Genomic DNA, 15,526 nt, shown 5'->3' on the forward strand with positions numbered 1-15,526 from the left:
AAAAATTACGACATTTGTTATAATGAAAACAAATTGGACAGGTTTATTAGAGTATCTTCAATTCCTCATTAAGAGAAATCCTGAGTAATGGCTCTATCGAATTGAAATAATCAGTCAATTGCAAAAATTGAACTGATTATTATCTCTGCAATTCAAATTTTCGAATTATCTAATTTACTAATTATCTAATTGAAAAAGCCATGCCACTATATCATAAACTTGGGGATTTTCCTCAAAAGCGACACACCCAATTTGAAAAACCAAATGGAGGTTTTTACTACGAACAATTGTTCGGAACCGAAGGTTTTCACGGACATTCGTCGCTATCATACCATGTACATAGACCAACACAGGTTAAAGAAATTTTAAACTCTTATTCGGTTGAACCAAAAATTGCAATCGGAAAAAATATAAAATCACTTCTTTTTAAAGGTTTCGAATTAAAACCTGAAAATGATTTTCTAGACAGCCGAAAAGCAATGTTAATCAATAAAGACTGTATTATTGGTTTGGCTGCGCCGAAAGAATCGCTTCGAAATTATTTCTATAAAAATGCCGACGCCGATGAAATGCTTTTCATCCATAGAGGAAAAGGAAAATTAAGAACCATGTTAGGAAATATTCCGTTTGAATATGGCGATTATTTGATTATTCCACGCGGCATTATTTATCAGATCGATTTCGAAACCGAAGATAACCGACTATTTTATGTAGAATCATACTCTCCTTTTTATACTCCTAAACGTTATAAAAACCAATCTGGGCAGCATTTAGAGCATTCTCCATTTTGCGAGCGTGATTTTATTCTGCCAAACGAATTGGAAACACATGACGAAAAAGGCGATTTTTTAATTAAAATCAAAAAAGAAGGCATGATGCACGAAGTGGTTTATGCCACACATCCGTTTGATGTTGTAGGCTGGGACGGCTACAATTTCCCTTACGGATTTTCAATTCACAATTTCGAACCTATAACTGGACGTGTTCACCAACCGCCACCAGTACACCAAACTTTTGAAACAGCTACTTTTGTAGTTTGTTCATTCTGCCCAAGACTTTACGATTATCATCCAAAAGCTATTCCAGCACCATACAATCACAGCAATATAGATTCTGACGAAGTTCTGTATTATGTAGATGGTGATTTTATGAGCCGTAATAATATCGAGCAAGGTCATATCACTTTACACCCAAAAGGAATTCCACACGGACCAGCGCCGGGAGCAATGGAACGCAGTATCGGTCACAAAGAAACTCAGGAATTAGCCGTTATGGTGGATACTTTCCGTCCGTTAATGGTTACTGAAGAAGCGATGGGACTTGATGACGGTCAGTACTACAAATCTTGGACTGAATAATTAGAAAATGTGGCAATTTGTCAATTAGATAATACTTTGCAAAGCGCATAAATTAAATAATTCAAATAATTATTGTAATTTTAAACTTACAAAATAAAAATTATCTCATTAACACATTGACTAATTATCTAATTGCCCAAAATGACTTTTAACGAAAAATACAAAGACAACGCTCTTTTAATTAAAACTTTCAATTTCGCACTAAACATAATTGATTACACAACAGAACTTCAAGATCAAAAGAAATTCGTAATTGCAAATCAGTTATTAAAAAGCGGAACATCTATTGGAGCAAATTCTAAAGAGTCACAAAATGCAGAAAGCAAAGCTGATTTTATTCATAAACTAAAAATTGCAATCAAGGAAGCAGACGAAACAGAGTATTGGCTGTTTTTATGTGATGCTCATAGAGAATATCCAAATTGCAAACGTTTATTAAATGATCTTTCAGAAATTTTAAAAATTTTAAATAAAATAATATCAACATCAAGGAGGAATTAGAAAATTAGAAAATGTGTCAATTAGAAAATTAACGCATTTCAAGAATTATCTCATTTTCTCATTATCAAATTATCTAATTATGAGTAAAGAAGTAAAATCAGTAGAATACGGATTAGAAAAAATATTTGAAGGAGCACAAGATTTCCTTCCATTATTAGGAACAGATTATGTAGAATTTTATGTAGGTAATGCAAAACAAGCGGCACACTACTATAAATCTGCATTTGGATATCAATCATTGGCTTACGCCGGATTGGAAACTGGAGTAAGAGACAGAGCGTCTTATGTTTTGAAACAAGACAAAATCAGAATTGTTTTAACGACTCCTTTAACAGCAGATTCTCCAATCAACGAACATTTGAAAAAACATGGAGACGGAGTAAAAGTTGCAGCTCTTTGGGTTGAAGATGCTACAAAATCTTACGAAGAAACTATGAAACGTGGAGCGCGTTCTTTTATGGAACCAACCGTTGAAGAAGATGAATTTGGTCAAGTAGTTCGTTCTGGAATTTATACTTACGGAGAAACAGTTCACATTTTTGTAGAAAGAAAAAACTATAATGGCGTTTTCTTACCAGGTTATAGAGAATGGAAATCGGACTACAATCCAGAACCAACAGGATTAAAATACATTGATCACATGGTTGGAAATGTGGGTTGGAACGAAATGAACACTTGGGTAAAATTCTACGAAGAAGTTATGGGATTTGTGAATTTTCTATCTTTTGATGACAAACAAATTACCACAGAGTATTCTGCTTTGATGAGTAAAGTAATGTCAAACGGAAACGGAAGAATTAAATTCCCAATCAACGAACCAGCAGAAGGAAAGAAAAAATCTCAAATTGAAGAATATTTAGACTTCTACGGCGGACCTGGAATTCAGCATATCGCTATCGCTACAGATGATATTATTAAAACAGTATCACAATTAAGAGCTCGCGGTGTTGAATTTTTATCGGCTCCTCCGCATACATATTATGAAGCAATTCCTGAAAGATTAGGAGTTCACATGGATATGATGAAAGAAGATTTGAATGAAATCGAAAAACTAGCTATCATGGTTGATGCCGATGAAGATGGCTACTTATTACAGATTTTTACAAAGCCAGTTCAAGACAGACCGACGCTTTTCTTCGAAATTATTCAAAGAATGGGTGCAAAAGGGTTTGGTGCAGGTAACTTTAAAGCCCTTTTTGAGTCTATCGAAAGAGAGCAAGAATTGAGAGGAACGCTGTAAATTGTTAATTTTCATATAGAAAACCGCATAATTCTCCAAAAAACGATGATTTTTTTGCAAATGTTATGTTAAACTTGACTTTCGCTATTTGATTTTTGAACTTTCTATCTATCTTTGCACTCGCAAATCAGGAAGGGGTGGTTTCCTTCCGAATTGATATAAATTTCATAATTTATAGTTTTTTGGTTAGTTAATAGCATAAAAACTCAGTCATCTTTGACTGAGTTTTTTTGTTTTGGTACATTTGGAATAGAATTTGCATTTATCTACCTTTATAATTAAATGTAAAGATTGTACTATGAAAAAGCTCATCCTCATTATATTAGCACTAACTCTATTTGCTTTCAGCCCTCAAAAAGAAGATGCTTTCGACACAGGAGAATATTTCAAATTTAGAATACATTACGGTTTTGTAAACGCAGGTTATGCTACTCTTGAAGTTAAAGATGCTGTCATAAATAACAAAAAGGTATATCACTCTGTTGGAAAAGGTTACACAACTGGAATGTCCAAATTTTTCTTTAAAGTAGAAGATTTATATGAAAGTTATTTTGACAAAGAAACAGGAAAACCATACCGATATGTTAGAAAAATTGATGAAGGCGGTTACACCAAAAATCAAGAAGGTTTTTTTAATCAAGCGGAAAATAAAGTTTTAGTAAAAGACTACAAACGCAAATCAGAAAAAACCATCATGGTTTCAGAAGAAGTGCAGGATATTGTTTCTTCATTTTATTTTCTGAGAAACCATCCAAATATCAACAAACTTAAATCGGGTGAAGCCATCACAATCGACATGTTTTTTGATGACGAAATCACAAAATTTAAGTTAAAATATGTAGGTCGTCAAGATATTACGACTAAATTTGGAACGGTTTCTACGATGGTCTTCAAACCATTGGTGCAGACAGGCAGAGTATTTAAAGAAAAAGAAAGCTTAACGCTCTGGATAACAGACGATGTAAACAAAGTTCCAATTAGAATTAAAGCAGATTTGGCGGTAGGATCCCTTAAAGCCGATCTCGATGAATATAAAGGATTAAAAAGTCCACTAAAAGCAAAAAAATAATGAACCCTACAGATCATTCTGAAGCAATTTTAAAAGAAATTGGCCTAAAATTTCAAGCCATAAATCAAAAAACTGATGTTCAGTTAGAAGGATTGCTTTGGGCTAAACCAATTACTTATTGGGATTACATTCAAACAGACGCCTTATTAAATTTACAAATTCAGCGCACTACACTTCCTGACGAAATGGTTTTTATCATGTATCATCAGGTAAACGAATTAATCTTTAAAATGATCTTGTGGGAAATTGACCAGATTGCCGAAACAGAAAACATTCAGGTTGATTTTTTCAGCGAAAGATTATCAAGAATCACCAGATATTTTGACATGCTTACCAATTCGTTCAGTATTATGGAAAACGGAATGGAAGTAGATCAATACATGAAATTTAGAAATACTCTTACTCCGGCAAGCGGATTCCAAAGCGCTCAATATAGAATGATAGAATTTGCTTCGACTGATGTTATCAATTTGACAGACCGCAGATACAAAGCAAATTTTGACGAAAATACCGATCTGGAAACCAGTTTTGAACACCTTTATTGGCAAGCTGCCGGAAAAGATTATCACACTGGCGAAAAATCATATTTATTAAATGAGTTTGAAAAGAAATACAAAGAGCAGTTTTTAAGACAAATGGCTTCGTTTAAAACGAAAAATATTTGGCAAAAATTCACTCAATTACCAGTTGAAGATCAGCAAAATACAGAACTGATCGCTGCTATGCGCCATTACGACAAAACAGTAAATATTACTTGGGTAATGCAACACCTTAATACTGCCAGAAAATACATTTTGGAAAGTGGAAAAGGTAATGGAGAAGCTACAGGCGGAAGCGACTGGCAAAAATATATGCACCCAAAATACCAAAGACGCATCTTTTTTCCTAAATTGTGGACCGAAGAAGAATTGTCCAATTGGGGAAATGAAACCGAAGTTTAATTTCACCACAAAAATTTTATAAAGTTTGAAAAAAGCAGTCGTAATTTTAATTGTCTTGTTTTCTATTTTTTCATGTAAAAAAGAAGAAGAAAAAATAGAAGCAAAAATTACTAAACCAGCAACCAAAAAAATAGAATTCGGTTTTAATTACGCAGACTTTAATGTTGTTAATGATACTATTTCAAAAGGAGATTCTTTTGGCTCAATCATTCAAAGCCAAAATATTGGAGACAAAAAAGTGCATGATATTGTTGAGCAGGTAAAAGATTCTTTCAATGTTAGAAGCATTCGTTACGGTAAACCTTTTACTTTACTTCGCGCCAAAAATAAAACCAACAATTTGGAGGTTTTTATTTATCAGCCAGATGCCTTAAGCTATTATGTTATTGATCTAAGAGACAGCATTGCAAAAGCATATAAAAAAATAAAACCTGTTACTTTAAAAAGAAAAATGATTGGTGGCGTTTTAAAAAGTTCACTTTCTGAAACTTTAGGAAACGAAAGTGTCGAAGCCGCCTTGGCCAGCAGAATTACAAAAGTATTTTCTTGGTCTATTGACTTCTTCAAACTTAAAAAAGGAGATCGTTACGGATTAATTTTCAAAGAACGATTCATCAACGGAAAAACTTACGATGGAGTTGAAGAACTCGAAGCGGCATTTTTTGAATATAAAGGTAAAATCGTTTATGCTTTTCCTTTTGAAAGAGACACTACTTCTGGAAAGATTGAATATTATGACGATCAAGGAAAAACGCTTAAAAACTTCTTCCTAAAAACGCCAATCAAATTCAGTCGAATCACTTCTAGATTTACCATGAATAGATTTCATCCAGTACAGCATACTTGGAAAGCACATAAAGGAACCGATTATGCGGCTCCAACAGGAACACCAATTTCTACTACTGCTTCTGGAGTTGTCGAAACGACAGGATATACTGCTGGAAACGGAAACTTTGTAAAAGTAAAACACAACGGAACCTACTCTACTCAATATTTACACATGTCTAAAATCTTGGTTCGCCGCGGACAACGCGTTACTCAAGGTCAGACAATTGGTTTAGTTGGAAGTACAGGTTTAGCTTCTGGCCCGCATGTTTGCTATCGTTTCTGGAAAAACGGCGTACAAGTTGATGCGCTTCGTTTGAATCTTCCGACTGGAGAATCTTTAGCAGGAAGCGACAGAACTCGTTTTATGACACAGATTGAACCTCTGAAAAGAGAGCTGGACAGTATTGGAAATCTGTAAATCATCTTTTTGAATTGAAAGTCATGAAAAATGAACGCCTCAAAACCATTTACCATGAAACTTTTTCTGGTCTAAAATTATTTTATAGAGATACTAATCTCTCTGAAAGTTTCATTTTAAATTATAAAGTCGGACAGATTATTCAAGAAAAAGGATTTACCGACATGAGTTCGATTGGTGGAGGACTTTCGGGAAATTTGAGATATTTGATTGCAAGCGCGCATGCCAAAGATTTGTCGAAATTTAATCCTGATTCGGCAAAAATTGGACATTTTCTTTTAGATTCAATTGCTTATTTTAAAGTATTGGACATTCAGAAAATCGGTGATAAAACCCAAATTTTTCTTTTAAATATTCCAGACAATTCGATTTCACTTTTCAAAAATTCGTCTTCAAACTTAGAAGAAGAAATTATAGAAAAAGCTCAAAAACGCTTTCGCGAAAAAATTGATGTTGACTTAATTCCGGAATTACAGACCGAAAATTGGAAAGAAAGAACAAAATCTCCACTCGGAATGAGTGATAATGGCGAACTTTTTTTTGATGATTCTAAAATTAAAGCTGAATCTCCAAAAAGAATTGATGTCGATGTTTCGAAGAAAATCATAGAGATTAATAAAAAACCTTGGTGGAAGTTTTGGTAATTAAACCTCTTAATTACTAGGAATATTTTTTTCTAAATTCCGAAGGATTCATTCCTTTATGTTTTTTAAAGACTTTATTTAAATGGCTTTCGTCAGAAAAGTTTAATTCATCTGCAATTTCATTAATTCGCATATCACTATTCAAAAGTCTCGCTTCAATTAATCTCAATTTATAGTTTGCAATATATTCTTGCAGTGTTTCACCCGTTTGCTTTTTAAAATATTTACCCAAATAATTAAGCGCGATATTGAAATGGTCGCTTATTTTTTCTGATTTCAACTCTTTTGGATTGTAAATATTCTCTTGAATATAATGTAGAATTTCAAGAACCATTTCTCCAGTTGTTTCTTTGATTTTCTTTGGGAGCTTCAAAGCAATGTTTCTCGCCACAATTGTAATAATAGTATTTACAATCTGTTCAATAATCTTTTGATGGTAAATCTGCTGATTGTTTTGCTCACTGATTATGTTGCCAATTAATGAAGCAATTAAAGGTTTGTCAATTTGATTTTTCAAAATGCAACCTGGGCGATGACTTGCATTTTGCAGAATATACTCCATTCGCAAAACTGCTTCAGATTGTCCATTTTGAGAACCTGTTTTTACGTAATATTCATTAAATCGAAGAAAAAAGAATTTTGTTGGTGTCGTAATTTCAAATGAATGCACATCTTGCGGCGTCACCAAAAATAAATTTCCGTTTCGATATTGAAACTTATTGTCATTAATAACTTGAATTCCTGTTCCATCAACAATATAAATCAATTCAAAGAAATTGTTTTTCCGAACTGTTTTCGGAAACTGCTCCAATTCTTTAAAATCAACTTCAAAAGGAAGATATAAATTCTTGTTTGTCATTATGTAAAAATACAATTTTAGTACCAATAAGTACAATTTTCAACGAAAGCTAACTTCTTAATTTTGTTTCAGATAACAAATTAAAATTCTGCAAAATGAAAATACTTTTAATTGGAGCAAATGGAGAAATTGGCAAAATACTGCTTCCTGCTTTCGCAAAAAATCATGAAATAATTTCGGCTGGAAGAAACAGCGGAGATTTCCGAATCGACTTATCAGATTCAAATTCGATTGAAAAATTATTCGAAGAAGTCAAAAACATCGATGCTTGTATTTGTGTTGCGGGTGACTGTTACACAGGAGATTTGCTTTCGCTTGACGAAAAAAAACTAAATATTGGCATTCAGAACAAATTGCTTGGACAAATTAATCTGGTTTTAATTGGGCAAAAATACTTAAACGACAACGGATCATTTACACTCACTTCAGGAAAAATGGGCGATAAACCGGTTAAGAATAATATAAGTAAAGCTATTGTAAATGGCGGAATCAACAGTTTTATTCTTGCAGCTTCTCTGGAACTGGAAAGAGGAATTAGACTTAATGCTATTAGTCCGGCAAAAGTCGCAGATATTCCGACTGAAGATTTAATAAACGCTTATGCGAAGAGTATTGAAGAAACTATAAATGGAGAAATTATTAAAGTAAACTATTAAATTTTTAAAAGATGAAAAACGCAATTTTGATGATATTGCTTTTGATTTTAAATTCAATCAATGCTCAAAAAAAATCTGAATTTACAGGTTCATGGACTTTGATTTCGGTTGAAAACACCAATTCTGACGGGACAAAAAATCTTCCTTACGATACAAATCCAAAGGGCTTTTTATTCTTTGATGAAAAAGGAAACTATGCGATTCAGATTTATAAAGATAAAAGGGCAAAAATTGCATCTGGAGATAAAAACAAATGCACTCCCGAAGAAAACGCTGCAATTGTACAAGGAAGCAATTCGCATTTTGGCGAATATCAAATTGACGAAACAAATAAGACAATAACTTTTAAAATAAAAACGGCATCTTTTCCAAACTGGGAAGGAACAATTCAAAAGAGGTCGTACACTTTTGCAAAGAACGAACTTAAATATGCTGTAACCAATACTACGCAAGGCGGAAAATCGGTAACAGCTGAAGTTGTCTGGAAAAAGTTATGATGAAGTTTTCATAAAACGTTTTCGTAACTAATTGTTATATAATTGCAAACCGCTCCCCTTTTAAAAGTTATTTCAGTATTTTTGTGTTTCAGAAAACAAACTCAATTATAGATAAAAATGGCTTTAAACACAACAAACCCAACTGGGACTGAAGCGTGGAAAAATCTACAAAACCACTATAACGCAATTCACGAAACCACAATACAAGAATTGTTTCAACAAGATAGTGCCCGTGCAGAAAAATTCAATTTACAATGGAATGATTTTTTAGTAGATTATTCAAAAAATAATATTAGTCAGGAAACGGTTTCTCTTTTGCTAGAATTAGCAAACTCAATTGGATTGAAAGATGCAATTGCACAATATTTTGGAGGAGAATTAATCAATCAGACAGAAAACCGTGCAGTTTTACATACAGCATTACGTGCTCCAGAATCGGCAGTTATTAAAGTAGACGGAGAAAATGTAATTCCAGAAGTATTCGCAGTAAAAAATAAAATCAAAAATTTTACTGAAGAAGTTATTTCTGGACAAAGAAAAGGATATACCGGAAAAGCTTTTACTGATGTTGTCAATATTGGTATTGGCGGTTCTGACCTTGGTCCTGTTATGGCTGTTGAAGCTTTGCAATTTTACAAAAATCACCTAAACACACATTTCGTTTCAAATGTTGACGGTGACCACGTAAATGAAGTTATCAAAAAGCTAAATCCTGAAACGACACTTTTCGTGATTGTTTCTAAAACTTTTACTACTCAGGAAACGCTTTCGAATTCAGAAACTATAAAAGAATGGTTTTTAAAATCGGCTTCTCAAGAAGACATTGCAAAACACTTCGTAGCGGTTTCTACAAACATTAAAAATGTAACAGAATTCGGAATTAATCCAGACAACGTTTTCCCAATGTGGGACTGGGTTGGAGGAAGATTTTCTCTTTGGAGTGCAGTTGGTTTAAGCATTGCTTTGGCTGTTGGATTTGACAATTATAATGATTTATTAAGTGGTGCCTATGAAATGGATGAACATTTCAAATCGGCAGAATTTGATGAAAACATTCCAGTTATTTTAGCTTTGTTAAGTGTTTGGTACAATAATTTTTATGGCGCTGAGAGCGAAGCTTTGATTCCATACACACAATATTTACACAAACTTGCTCCTTATTTACAACAAGCTTTTATGGAAAGTAACGGAAAAAGTGTTGGACGTGATGGAAAACCTGTTAACTATCAAACTGGAACAATCATTTGGGGAGAACCAGGAACAAACTCACAACATGCTTTCTTCCAATTAATTCACCAAGGAACAAAAAGAATCCCAACAGATTTCGTAGGATTTGTAAAACCTCTTTATGGTAACGAAGATCATCACGATAAATTAATGTCTAACTTCTTTGCTCAGACCGAAGCTTTAATGAATGGGAAAACAGAGGCGCAAGTTCAGGCAGAGTTTGACAAACAAGGACTTTCTGCTGACAAAGCATCTTACTTAAGACCGTTTAAAGTTTTTACAGGAAACAAACCAACGAATACTATTTTGATTCAAAAACTTACACCAAAAAGCTTAGGATCATTAATTGCATTATACGAACACAAAATTTTCGTTCAAGGTGTTATCTGGAACATTTTCAGTTTTGATCAATGGGGAGTTGAGTTAGGCAAACAATTGGCAAATTCTATCTTAAACGAAATCAATTCTAAGACTGTTAAGAGTCATGATAGTTCAACTTCATTTTTGTTAAATCATTTCTTAAAAAATAAATAGAAACATTTATTTAAATATTCTATAACTTTTGAAACGTCCTAATTTCTAGTAAAATTAGGACGTTTTTTACATAAAATACCGACAAAAAGCAGAATTATTCGCCAATTTGCCTGTTTACACTTACAACGTTATTCAAATAATTACATTTTTAACAAAAAAGCTTCGTATAAATTCAAGAAAACAATATTTTTTTTAACGAAAAAAGAAATATTCATTTTAATGCGCAACACAAAAGACAAAACTGTTTTTTCTTAACATTTCGATAACATTATCTGAGTTATTTGTTATAATTTTGCCAAAAACAATAAACTCAATAACAAAATGAAGAAAATGAAAAATTGGTTACTGACTGGACTATTTTTTATGATAGTTTCGACCGTATTTTCTCAAGGAAAGGTTACTGGTAAAATTACCGACGGAACAGGCGGATTACCAGGAGCAAATGTAGTGATCAAAGGGTCTACTACAGGAACTTCAACAGACTTTGATGGTAATTTTTCCCTTACCTCAACATCAAGCACAGGAGAGATTGTAATCTCTTTTTTAGGTTATGACAACCAAACTGTAAAATTTACAGTAACAAATGGCTCTACTGCAAACTTAGGAACTATCACTTTGGTAGCTTCAAATTCTAACGAATTAAGTGAAGTTGTAGTTACAAGCAGCATTATTGACGTTGCAAAGGACAGAAAAACTCCTGTTGCAGTTTCTACAATTAAAGCCGCTGAAATTCAAGCAAAATTAGGATCTCAGGAGTTTCCTGAAATCTTAAAAAGCACTCCATCTGTATATGCTTCAAAAGCAGGTGGTGGATATGGAGATTCAAGAATTGCGATTCGTGGATTTGACCAAAAAAACATTGCCGTTATGATCAACGGTGTGCCAATCAATGATATGGAAAACAGCTCTGTTTACTGGAGTAACTGGGCAGGTATTTCTGATGTAACTTCTGCAATGCAAGTTCAAAGAGGTCTTGGAGCTTCTAAATTGGCTATTTCTTCTGTTGGAGGAACAATCAATATCGTTACAAAAACATCTGATATGAAAGAAGGTGGATCTGTTTCTTCAAGCTTTGGTAACAATAATTACTTAAAAGCACAAGCTTCTTACAATACAGGAATTATGAAAAACGGACTTTCTGCTTCTGTTTTATTTAGTAGAACAGCTGGAGACGGATACGTTAACGGTACTCAATTTGAAGGATACAACTATTTCATCGCTTTAGGTTACAAAGCTAGCGACAAACATAACTTCCAATTTACATTTACAGGAGCACCTCAATGGCACGACCAAAGATCTCAATCTCCTCTTTTAAGCGATTTCTTAAAATACGGAAGTAATGGTGACCCAAACATTAAATACAACTCTGATTGGGGTATGAGAAATGGTGAGGAATATAATTTAAAAACAAATTATTACCACAAACCTGTAATGTCTCTTAACTGGGATTACGATATCAACTCTACTACAAAATTATCTACAGTAGGTTATGCTTCATGGGGACGTGGAGGAGGAACTACTTCAACAGGTGGTATTAAAGGTAGCACACCATACAATGGTAATACTTTAAGAAATGCTGCTGACGGAACAATCAATTTTGACTTAATTGAAAACTGGAACTCTGGACAACCAACAACATTAGGAACAAGAACTCCTGTTAATGGTAGATATGAGAACGTTGCATCAACTGGTAACGCAACAAACTTAACAAATGGTTTATCTCAAATTGCTTCTGTTAACTCACACAACTGGTATGGTGCAGTAATCAATTTAGATAAAAAATTCTCTGAAAACCTTACATTTGATTTTGGAGTTGAGGGAAGAATGTACCAAGGTATCCACTTCCAAAACTTAATTGATTTACTTGGAGCTGATGTTTACAAAAACGTTGCTGACGTAAATAACAATCCTGGTTATTTTAGCACTACTTATGCTCCAAGACCAAATGGAAATCCATTTGTTAGCACAGACTATCAAGATAGAATTAACTACTGGAATGACAGTAAAGTTAATTACTACGGAGCATTTACCCAATTAGAATATACTACTGGTAACTTTACTGCTTTCCTTCAAGGAGCTATTTCTCAACAAGCTTACCAAAGAATTGACCATTTCAAGTATACTTATGATAGCCCTCTTGCTAAAACAGGTTTCAAAACTATTACTGGTGGAGATATTAAAGCTGGAGCTAACTACAACATTAATGAGCACCACAATGTATTTGTAAATGGAGGTATATACTCAAAACAACCGTTTTTCAATGCAGTATACCCTAACAATGCTTCAATTGTTAACCCTAACCTTACAAACGAAAAAATCAAAGCAGTTGAAGTTGGTTACGGTTTCCGTTCTGGAATCTTCAATGCAAACTTAAATGCTTATTACACAACTTGGGATGACAGATTTACAACTGCAATAGATCAAGCACCAACTAACCCAAGCGGATACTACACTTTCCAAGGTGTTAATGAAATACATAAAGGTGTAGAGTTAGATGTTACAGCGAAACCAATTGACAAGTTAAAATTAAACGGGATGATCTCTATTGGTGACTGGAAATACAGCGGAAATGCTACAAGTAGCCGTTTTGATGTTGCTAACAACCCAATTAGTGGAGACCAACCTTTATACCTAGACGGAGTTAAAGTTGGAAACAATGCTCAAACTACAATGGCAATTGGAGCTGCTTACGAAATCTTAAACGGTCTTAATGTTGATGCAAACCTTAACTATTCTGAGAAGTTATTTGGAAACATCGATGTATCTAAATTTTCAGCTGCAAACAACAAAGGAGCAATGGAATTGCCAGGTTTCGCAACTACAGATGCTGGTGTATCATACAAATGGAACATCTCTCCTAAGATCGGTGCATTAAACTTTAGATTAAATGTAAACAACGTTTTTGATAAAATTTTCATCAACGAATCATTTACAAACATCTTTACAAGTGATTACAAAACTGCTCCTACTACAGCAAACCCTGCTGGTGTAACTTATGCACAAGCTGGAGAAGTTTACAACGGAGTTGCTACTGCAAACAGAGTTTACTTTGGTTACGGAAGAACTTGGAACTTTAGTTTACGTTACGATTTCTAAAATTTAGAATCTAAATAAATAATAAAAACGGCATTGACTTTTAAGTTTAATGCCGTTTTTTTATAGCCTTTTTTGTTATATTTGTTTTTGAACAAAAAACACCCCTTATGTATAATTTTCTACAAAAATTTCACTCTGGCTGGGCATACTTAGCATTGCTTCTTCTACTAGTAGCTGTTGTTAATGCCATTATTGGAGTAACTTCAAAAAAAGAATTTACAGCCAAAGATCGTAAAATCGCTTTATTTGCTTTAATTGGAACACACACTCAATTATTGATTGGTTTAATCTTATATTTTGTTTCTCCGCTTGGAAAAGATGCTTTTGGACAAATGTCTAATGCAGCATTAAGATTAACATCATTAGAGCACCCTCTAATTAACATTATTGCTATCATCCTAATTACTATTGGATGGTCTAAACATAAAAAATTAGCTAATAGCGAAGCTAAATTTAAAACCTTTGCTATTTTTTACACATTAGGATTATTGCTTATTTTAAGTAGAATTCCATGGAACCTTTGGTTCTAAAAAATACCAATTAAAAGCCCTATATCGGGGCTTTTTTTATCTCGGCATATTATTTGTACAAACTCCCCCCAAGTCTGAAAAAGAATAACCCATGAGAAATAAAAAAAACATTTTATTCGCCACAATCGCTTTAACCTTAATTAGCGGCTTTACCTACATGATAAGCCAGACCAAACCTACAACAGAACCTAAAATCATTCAAGATACTGTTAAAAATGTAAAACCAACTATTATCCCATTGCCGGATTCAGTTTTTACAGACAAAGGTTTAAAACTTAGACCATACAAGAAAAACGCTCATGCCTCCTACTATGCAGATCGTTTTAATGGAAAAAGAACCGCTAACGGAAGCCGATTCAACAACAACAGCTACACAGCAGCTCACAAAAAGCTTCCTTTTGGAACAAGAGTAAAAGTAACCAATGAAGCTAATGGCAAATTTGTCATCGTAAAAATTACAGATCGCGGTCCATTTGTAAAAACCCGCGAAATCGATTTGTCTAAAAGAGCTTTTATGGACATTACAAAAAGTAAAGGTGCCGGAGCAATGAAGGTTACCATCGAAACCATAATCGAATAAAAAAAATCCCGCTTTAAGCGGGATTTTTTTATTTAAACCAATTTTCGTAATGCCATTGCAACTCCTGTATGAAGTCCTTCATGATAATTATTAAAATCTAAGGCTCCCTGAACATGACGAAGCGTAAAACCTACGCTTGTAGTATACTCATTGTAGTCAACAAATAAACCACTTTCAAAATCATTTTTTGTTTTTTCTAGAGTTGTTGAAAGTAATGTTCTTATCTCATCAACCTCAGCTTGAGAAACATCTCCTTCTGGTTTGGTTCCTTTTCTGTATTTGTTAATGAACTCTTCAGAAACCATTGTTGGAAGACCTGATAGCTTGTAAACCAAAAGCTGTTGTGAAGAAATACAATGGCCTATATTCCAAATAATATTGTTACTGAAACCATCCGGAACTTTGTTTAATTGTTCTAAAGAATGACCATCTAAAATTTTCAAGAGAATTTCTCTTATTGTTTTTTGTACATCAAAAACTGAACTCATAATTTTATTTTTTTTCTAAAATTAGTCATTTTTAAGTTTCAAATGAATTTTCTTTGCATT

General features: G+C 33.5%; 15 protein-coding genes. 13 read left to right on the top strand and 2 right to left on the bottom strand.

The genetic code is table 11. The annotated features are described in order from the left end of the window. Positions 1-200 precede the first annotated feature (200 nt). From PQ463_RS16710 to PQ463_RS16740, 7 genes are all read left to right on the top strand, one after another. Positions 201-1,358 carry a homogentisate 1,2-dioxygenase gene (locus PQ463_RS16710; RefSeq protein WP_274254639.1) on the top strand — a complete coding sequence of 386 codons (1,158 nt, stop codon included), beginning with the start codon at positions 201-203 and terminating at the stop codon, positions 1,356-1,358. 141 nt (positions 1,359-1,499) lie between these two features. Beyond that, entirely contained in the window at positions 1,500-1,859 is a 360-nt protein-coding gene (locus PQ463_RS16715) for a four helix bundle protein (RefSeq protein ID WP_274254640.1), read from the top strand. A 79-nt stretch (positions 1,860-1,938) separates the two neighbouring features. Next, entirely contained in the window at positions 1,939-3,099 is a 1,161-nt protein-coding gene (gene hppD / locus PQ463_RS16720; RefSeq protein WP_274254641.1) for a 4-hydroxyphenylpyruvate dioxygenase, read from the top strand. 298 nt (positions 3,100-3,397) lie between these two features. Continuing rightward, on the top strand, positions 3,398-4,168 hold the full coding sequence (locus PQ463_RS16725) for a DUF3108 domain-containing protein (protein ID WP_274254642.1): 771 nt from the start codon (positions 3,398-3,400) through the stop codon (positions 4,166-4,168). Continuing rightward, the gene (locus tag PQ463_RS16730) at positions 4,168-5,109 is read left to right on the top strand and encodes a tryptophan 2,3-dioxygenase family protein (protein ID WP_274254643.1); all 942 of its coding nucleotides are present in this window, start codon (positions 4,168-4,170) and stop codon (positions 5,107-5,109) included. The genes PQ463_RS16725 and PQ463_RS16730 overlap by 1 nt, the downstream gene beginning before the upstream one ends. 25 nt (positions 5,110-5,134) lie before the next feature. Next, a complete protein-coding gene (locus PQ463_RS16735) occupies positions 5,135-6,355 on the top strand; it encodes a peptidoglycan DD-metalloendopeptidase family protein (RefSeq protein ID WP_274254644.1) in 1,221 nt (406 codons plus the stop codon). A 23-nt stretch (positions 6,356-6,378) separates the two neighbouring features. Next, the gene (locus PQ463_RS16740; RefSeq protein ID WP_274254645.1) at positions 6,379-6,999 is read left to right on the top strand and encodes a hypothetical protein; all 621 of its coding nucleotides are present in this window, start codon (positions 6,379-6,381) and stop codon (positions 6,997-6,999) included. Between the two features lie 16 nt (positions 7,000-7,015). Here PQ463_RS16740 and PQ463_RS16745 read toward each other — a convergent pair whose 3' ends face one another. Further along, entirely contained in the window at positions 7,016-7,858 is an 843-nt protein-coding gene (locus tag PQ463_RS16745) for an AraC family transcriptional regulator (protein WP_274254646.1), read from the bottom strand. Between the two features lie 95 nt (positions 7,859-7,953). Here PQ463_RS16745 and PQ463_RS16750 point away from each other — a divergent pair, with 95 nt between their 5' ends. The 6 genes from PQ463_RS16750 (at position 7,954) to PQ463_RS16775 (ending at position 14,978) form a co-directional block, all read left to right on the top strand. Next, positions 7,954-8,514 carry a short chain dehydrogenase gene (locus PQ463_RS16750; protein ID WP_274254647.1) on the top strand — a complete coding sequence of 187 codons (561 nt, stop codon included), beginning with the start codon at positions 7,954-7,956 and terminating at the stop codon, positions 8,512-8,514. 11 nt (positions 8,515-8,525) lie between these two features. Then, positions 8,526-9,011 carry a lipocalin-like domain-containing protein gene (locus PQ463_RS16755; protein WP_274254648.1) on the top strand — a complete coding sequence of 162 codons (486 nt, stop codon included), beginning with the start codon at positions 8,526-8,528 and terminating at the stop codon, positions 9,009-9,011. Between the two features lie 117 nt (positions 9,012-9,128). Continuing rightward, on the top strand, positions 9,129-10,772 hold the full coding sequence (gene pgi / locus PQ463_RS16760; RefSeq protein WP_274254649.1) for a glucose-6-phosphate isomerase: 1,644 nt from the start codon (positions 9,129-9,131) through the stop codon (positions 10,770-10,772). A 330-nt stretch (positions 10,773-11,102) separates the two neighbouring features. Further along, positions 11,103-13,868 carry a TonB-dependent receptor gene (locus PQ463_RS16765; RefSeq protein WP_337992871.1) on the top strand — a complete coding sequence of 922 codons (2,766 nt, stop codon included), beginning with the start codon at positions 11,103-11,105 and terminating at the stop codon, positions 13,866-13,868. A 107-nt stretch (positions 13,869-13,975) separates the two neighbouring features. Next, positions 13,976-14,398, top strand: coding sequence for a hypothetical protein (locus PQ463_RS16770; protein ID WP_274254651.1), 423 nt, complete (start codon positions 13,976-13,978; stop codon positions 14,396-14,398). Between the two features lie 91 nt (positions 14,399-14,489). Beyond that, complete coding sequence (locus tag PQ463_RS16775) at positions 14,490-14,978, top strand: septal ring lytic transglycosylase RlpA family protein (RefSeq protein ID WP_111365603.1); 489 nt, start codon at positions 14,490-14,492, stop codon at positions 14,976-14,978. A gap of 32 nt (positions 14,979-15,010) precedes the next feature. On the opposite strand, the gene PQ463_RS16780 is transcribed toward PQ463_RS16775, so the two are convergent. Next, positions 15,011-15,466 (bottom strand): DinB family protein, encoded by a 456-nt coding sequence (locus PQ463_RS16780; protein WP_274254652.1) that lies wholly within the window; start codon positions 15,464-15,466, stop codon positions 15,011-15,013. Positions 15,467-15,526 lie beyond the last annotated feature (60 nt).

This window comes from Flavobacterium sp. KACC 22763, from assembly GCF_028736155.1.
In the GTDB taxonomy this organism is placed as follows: domain Bacteria; phylum Bacteroidota; class Bacteroidia; order Flavobacteriales; family Flavobacteriaceae; genus Flavobacterium.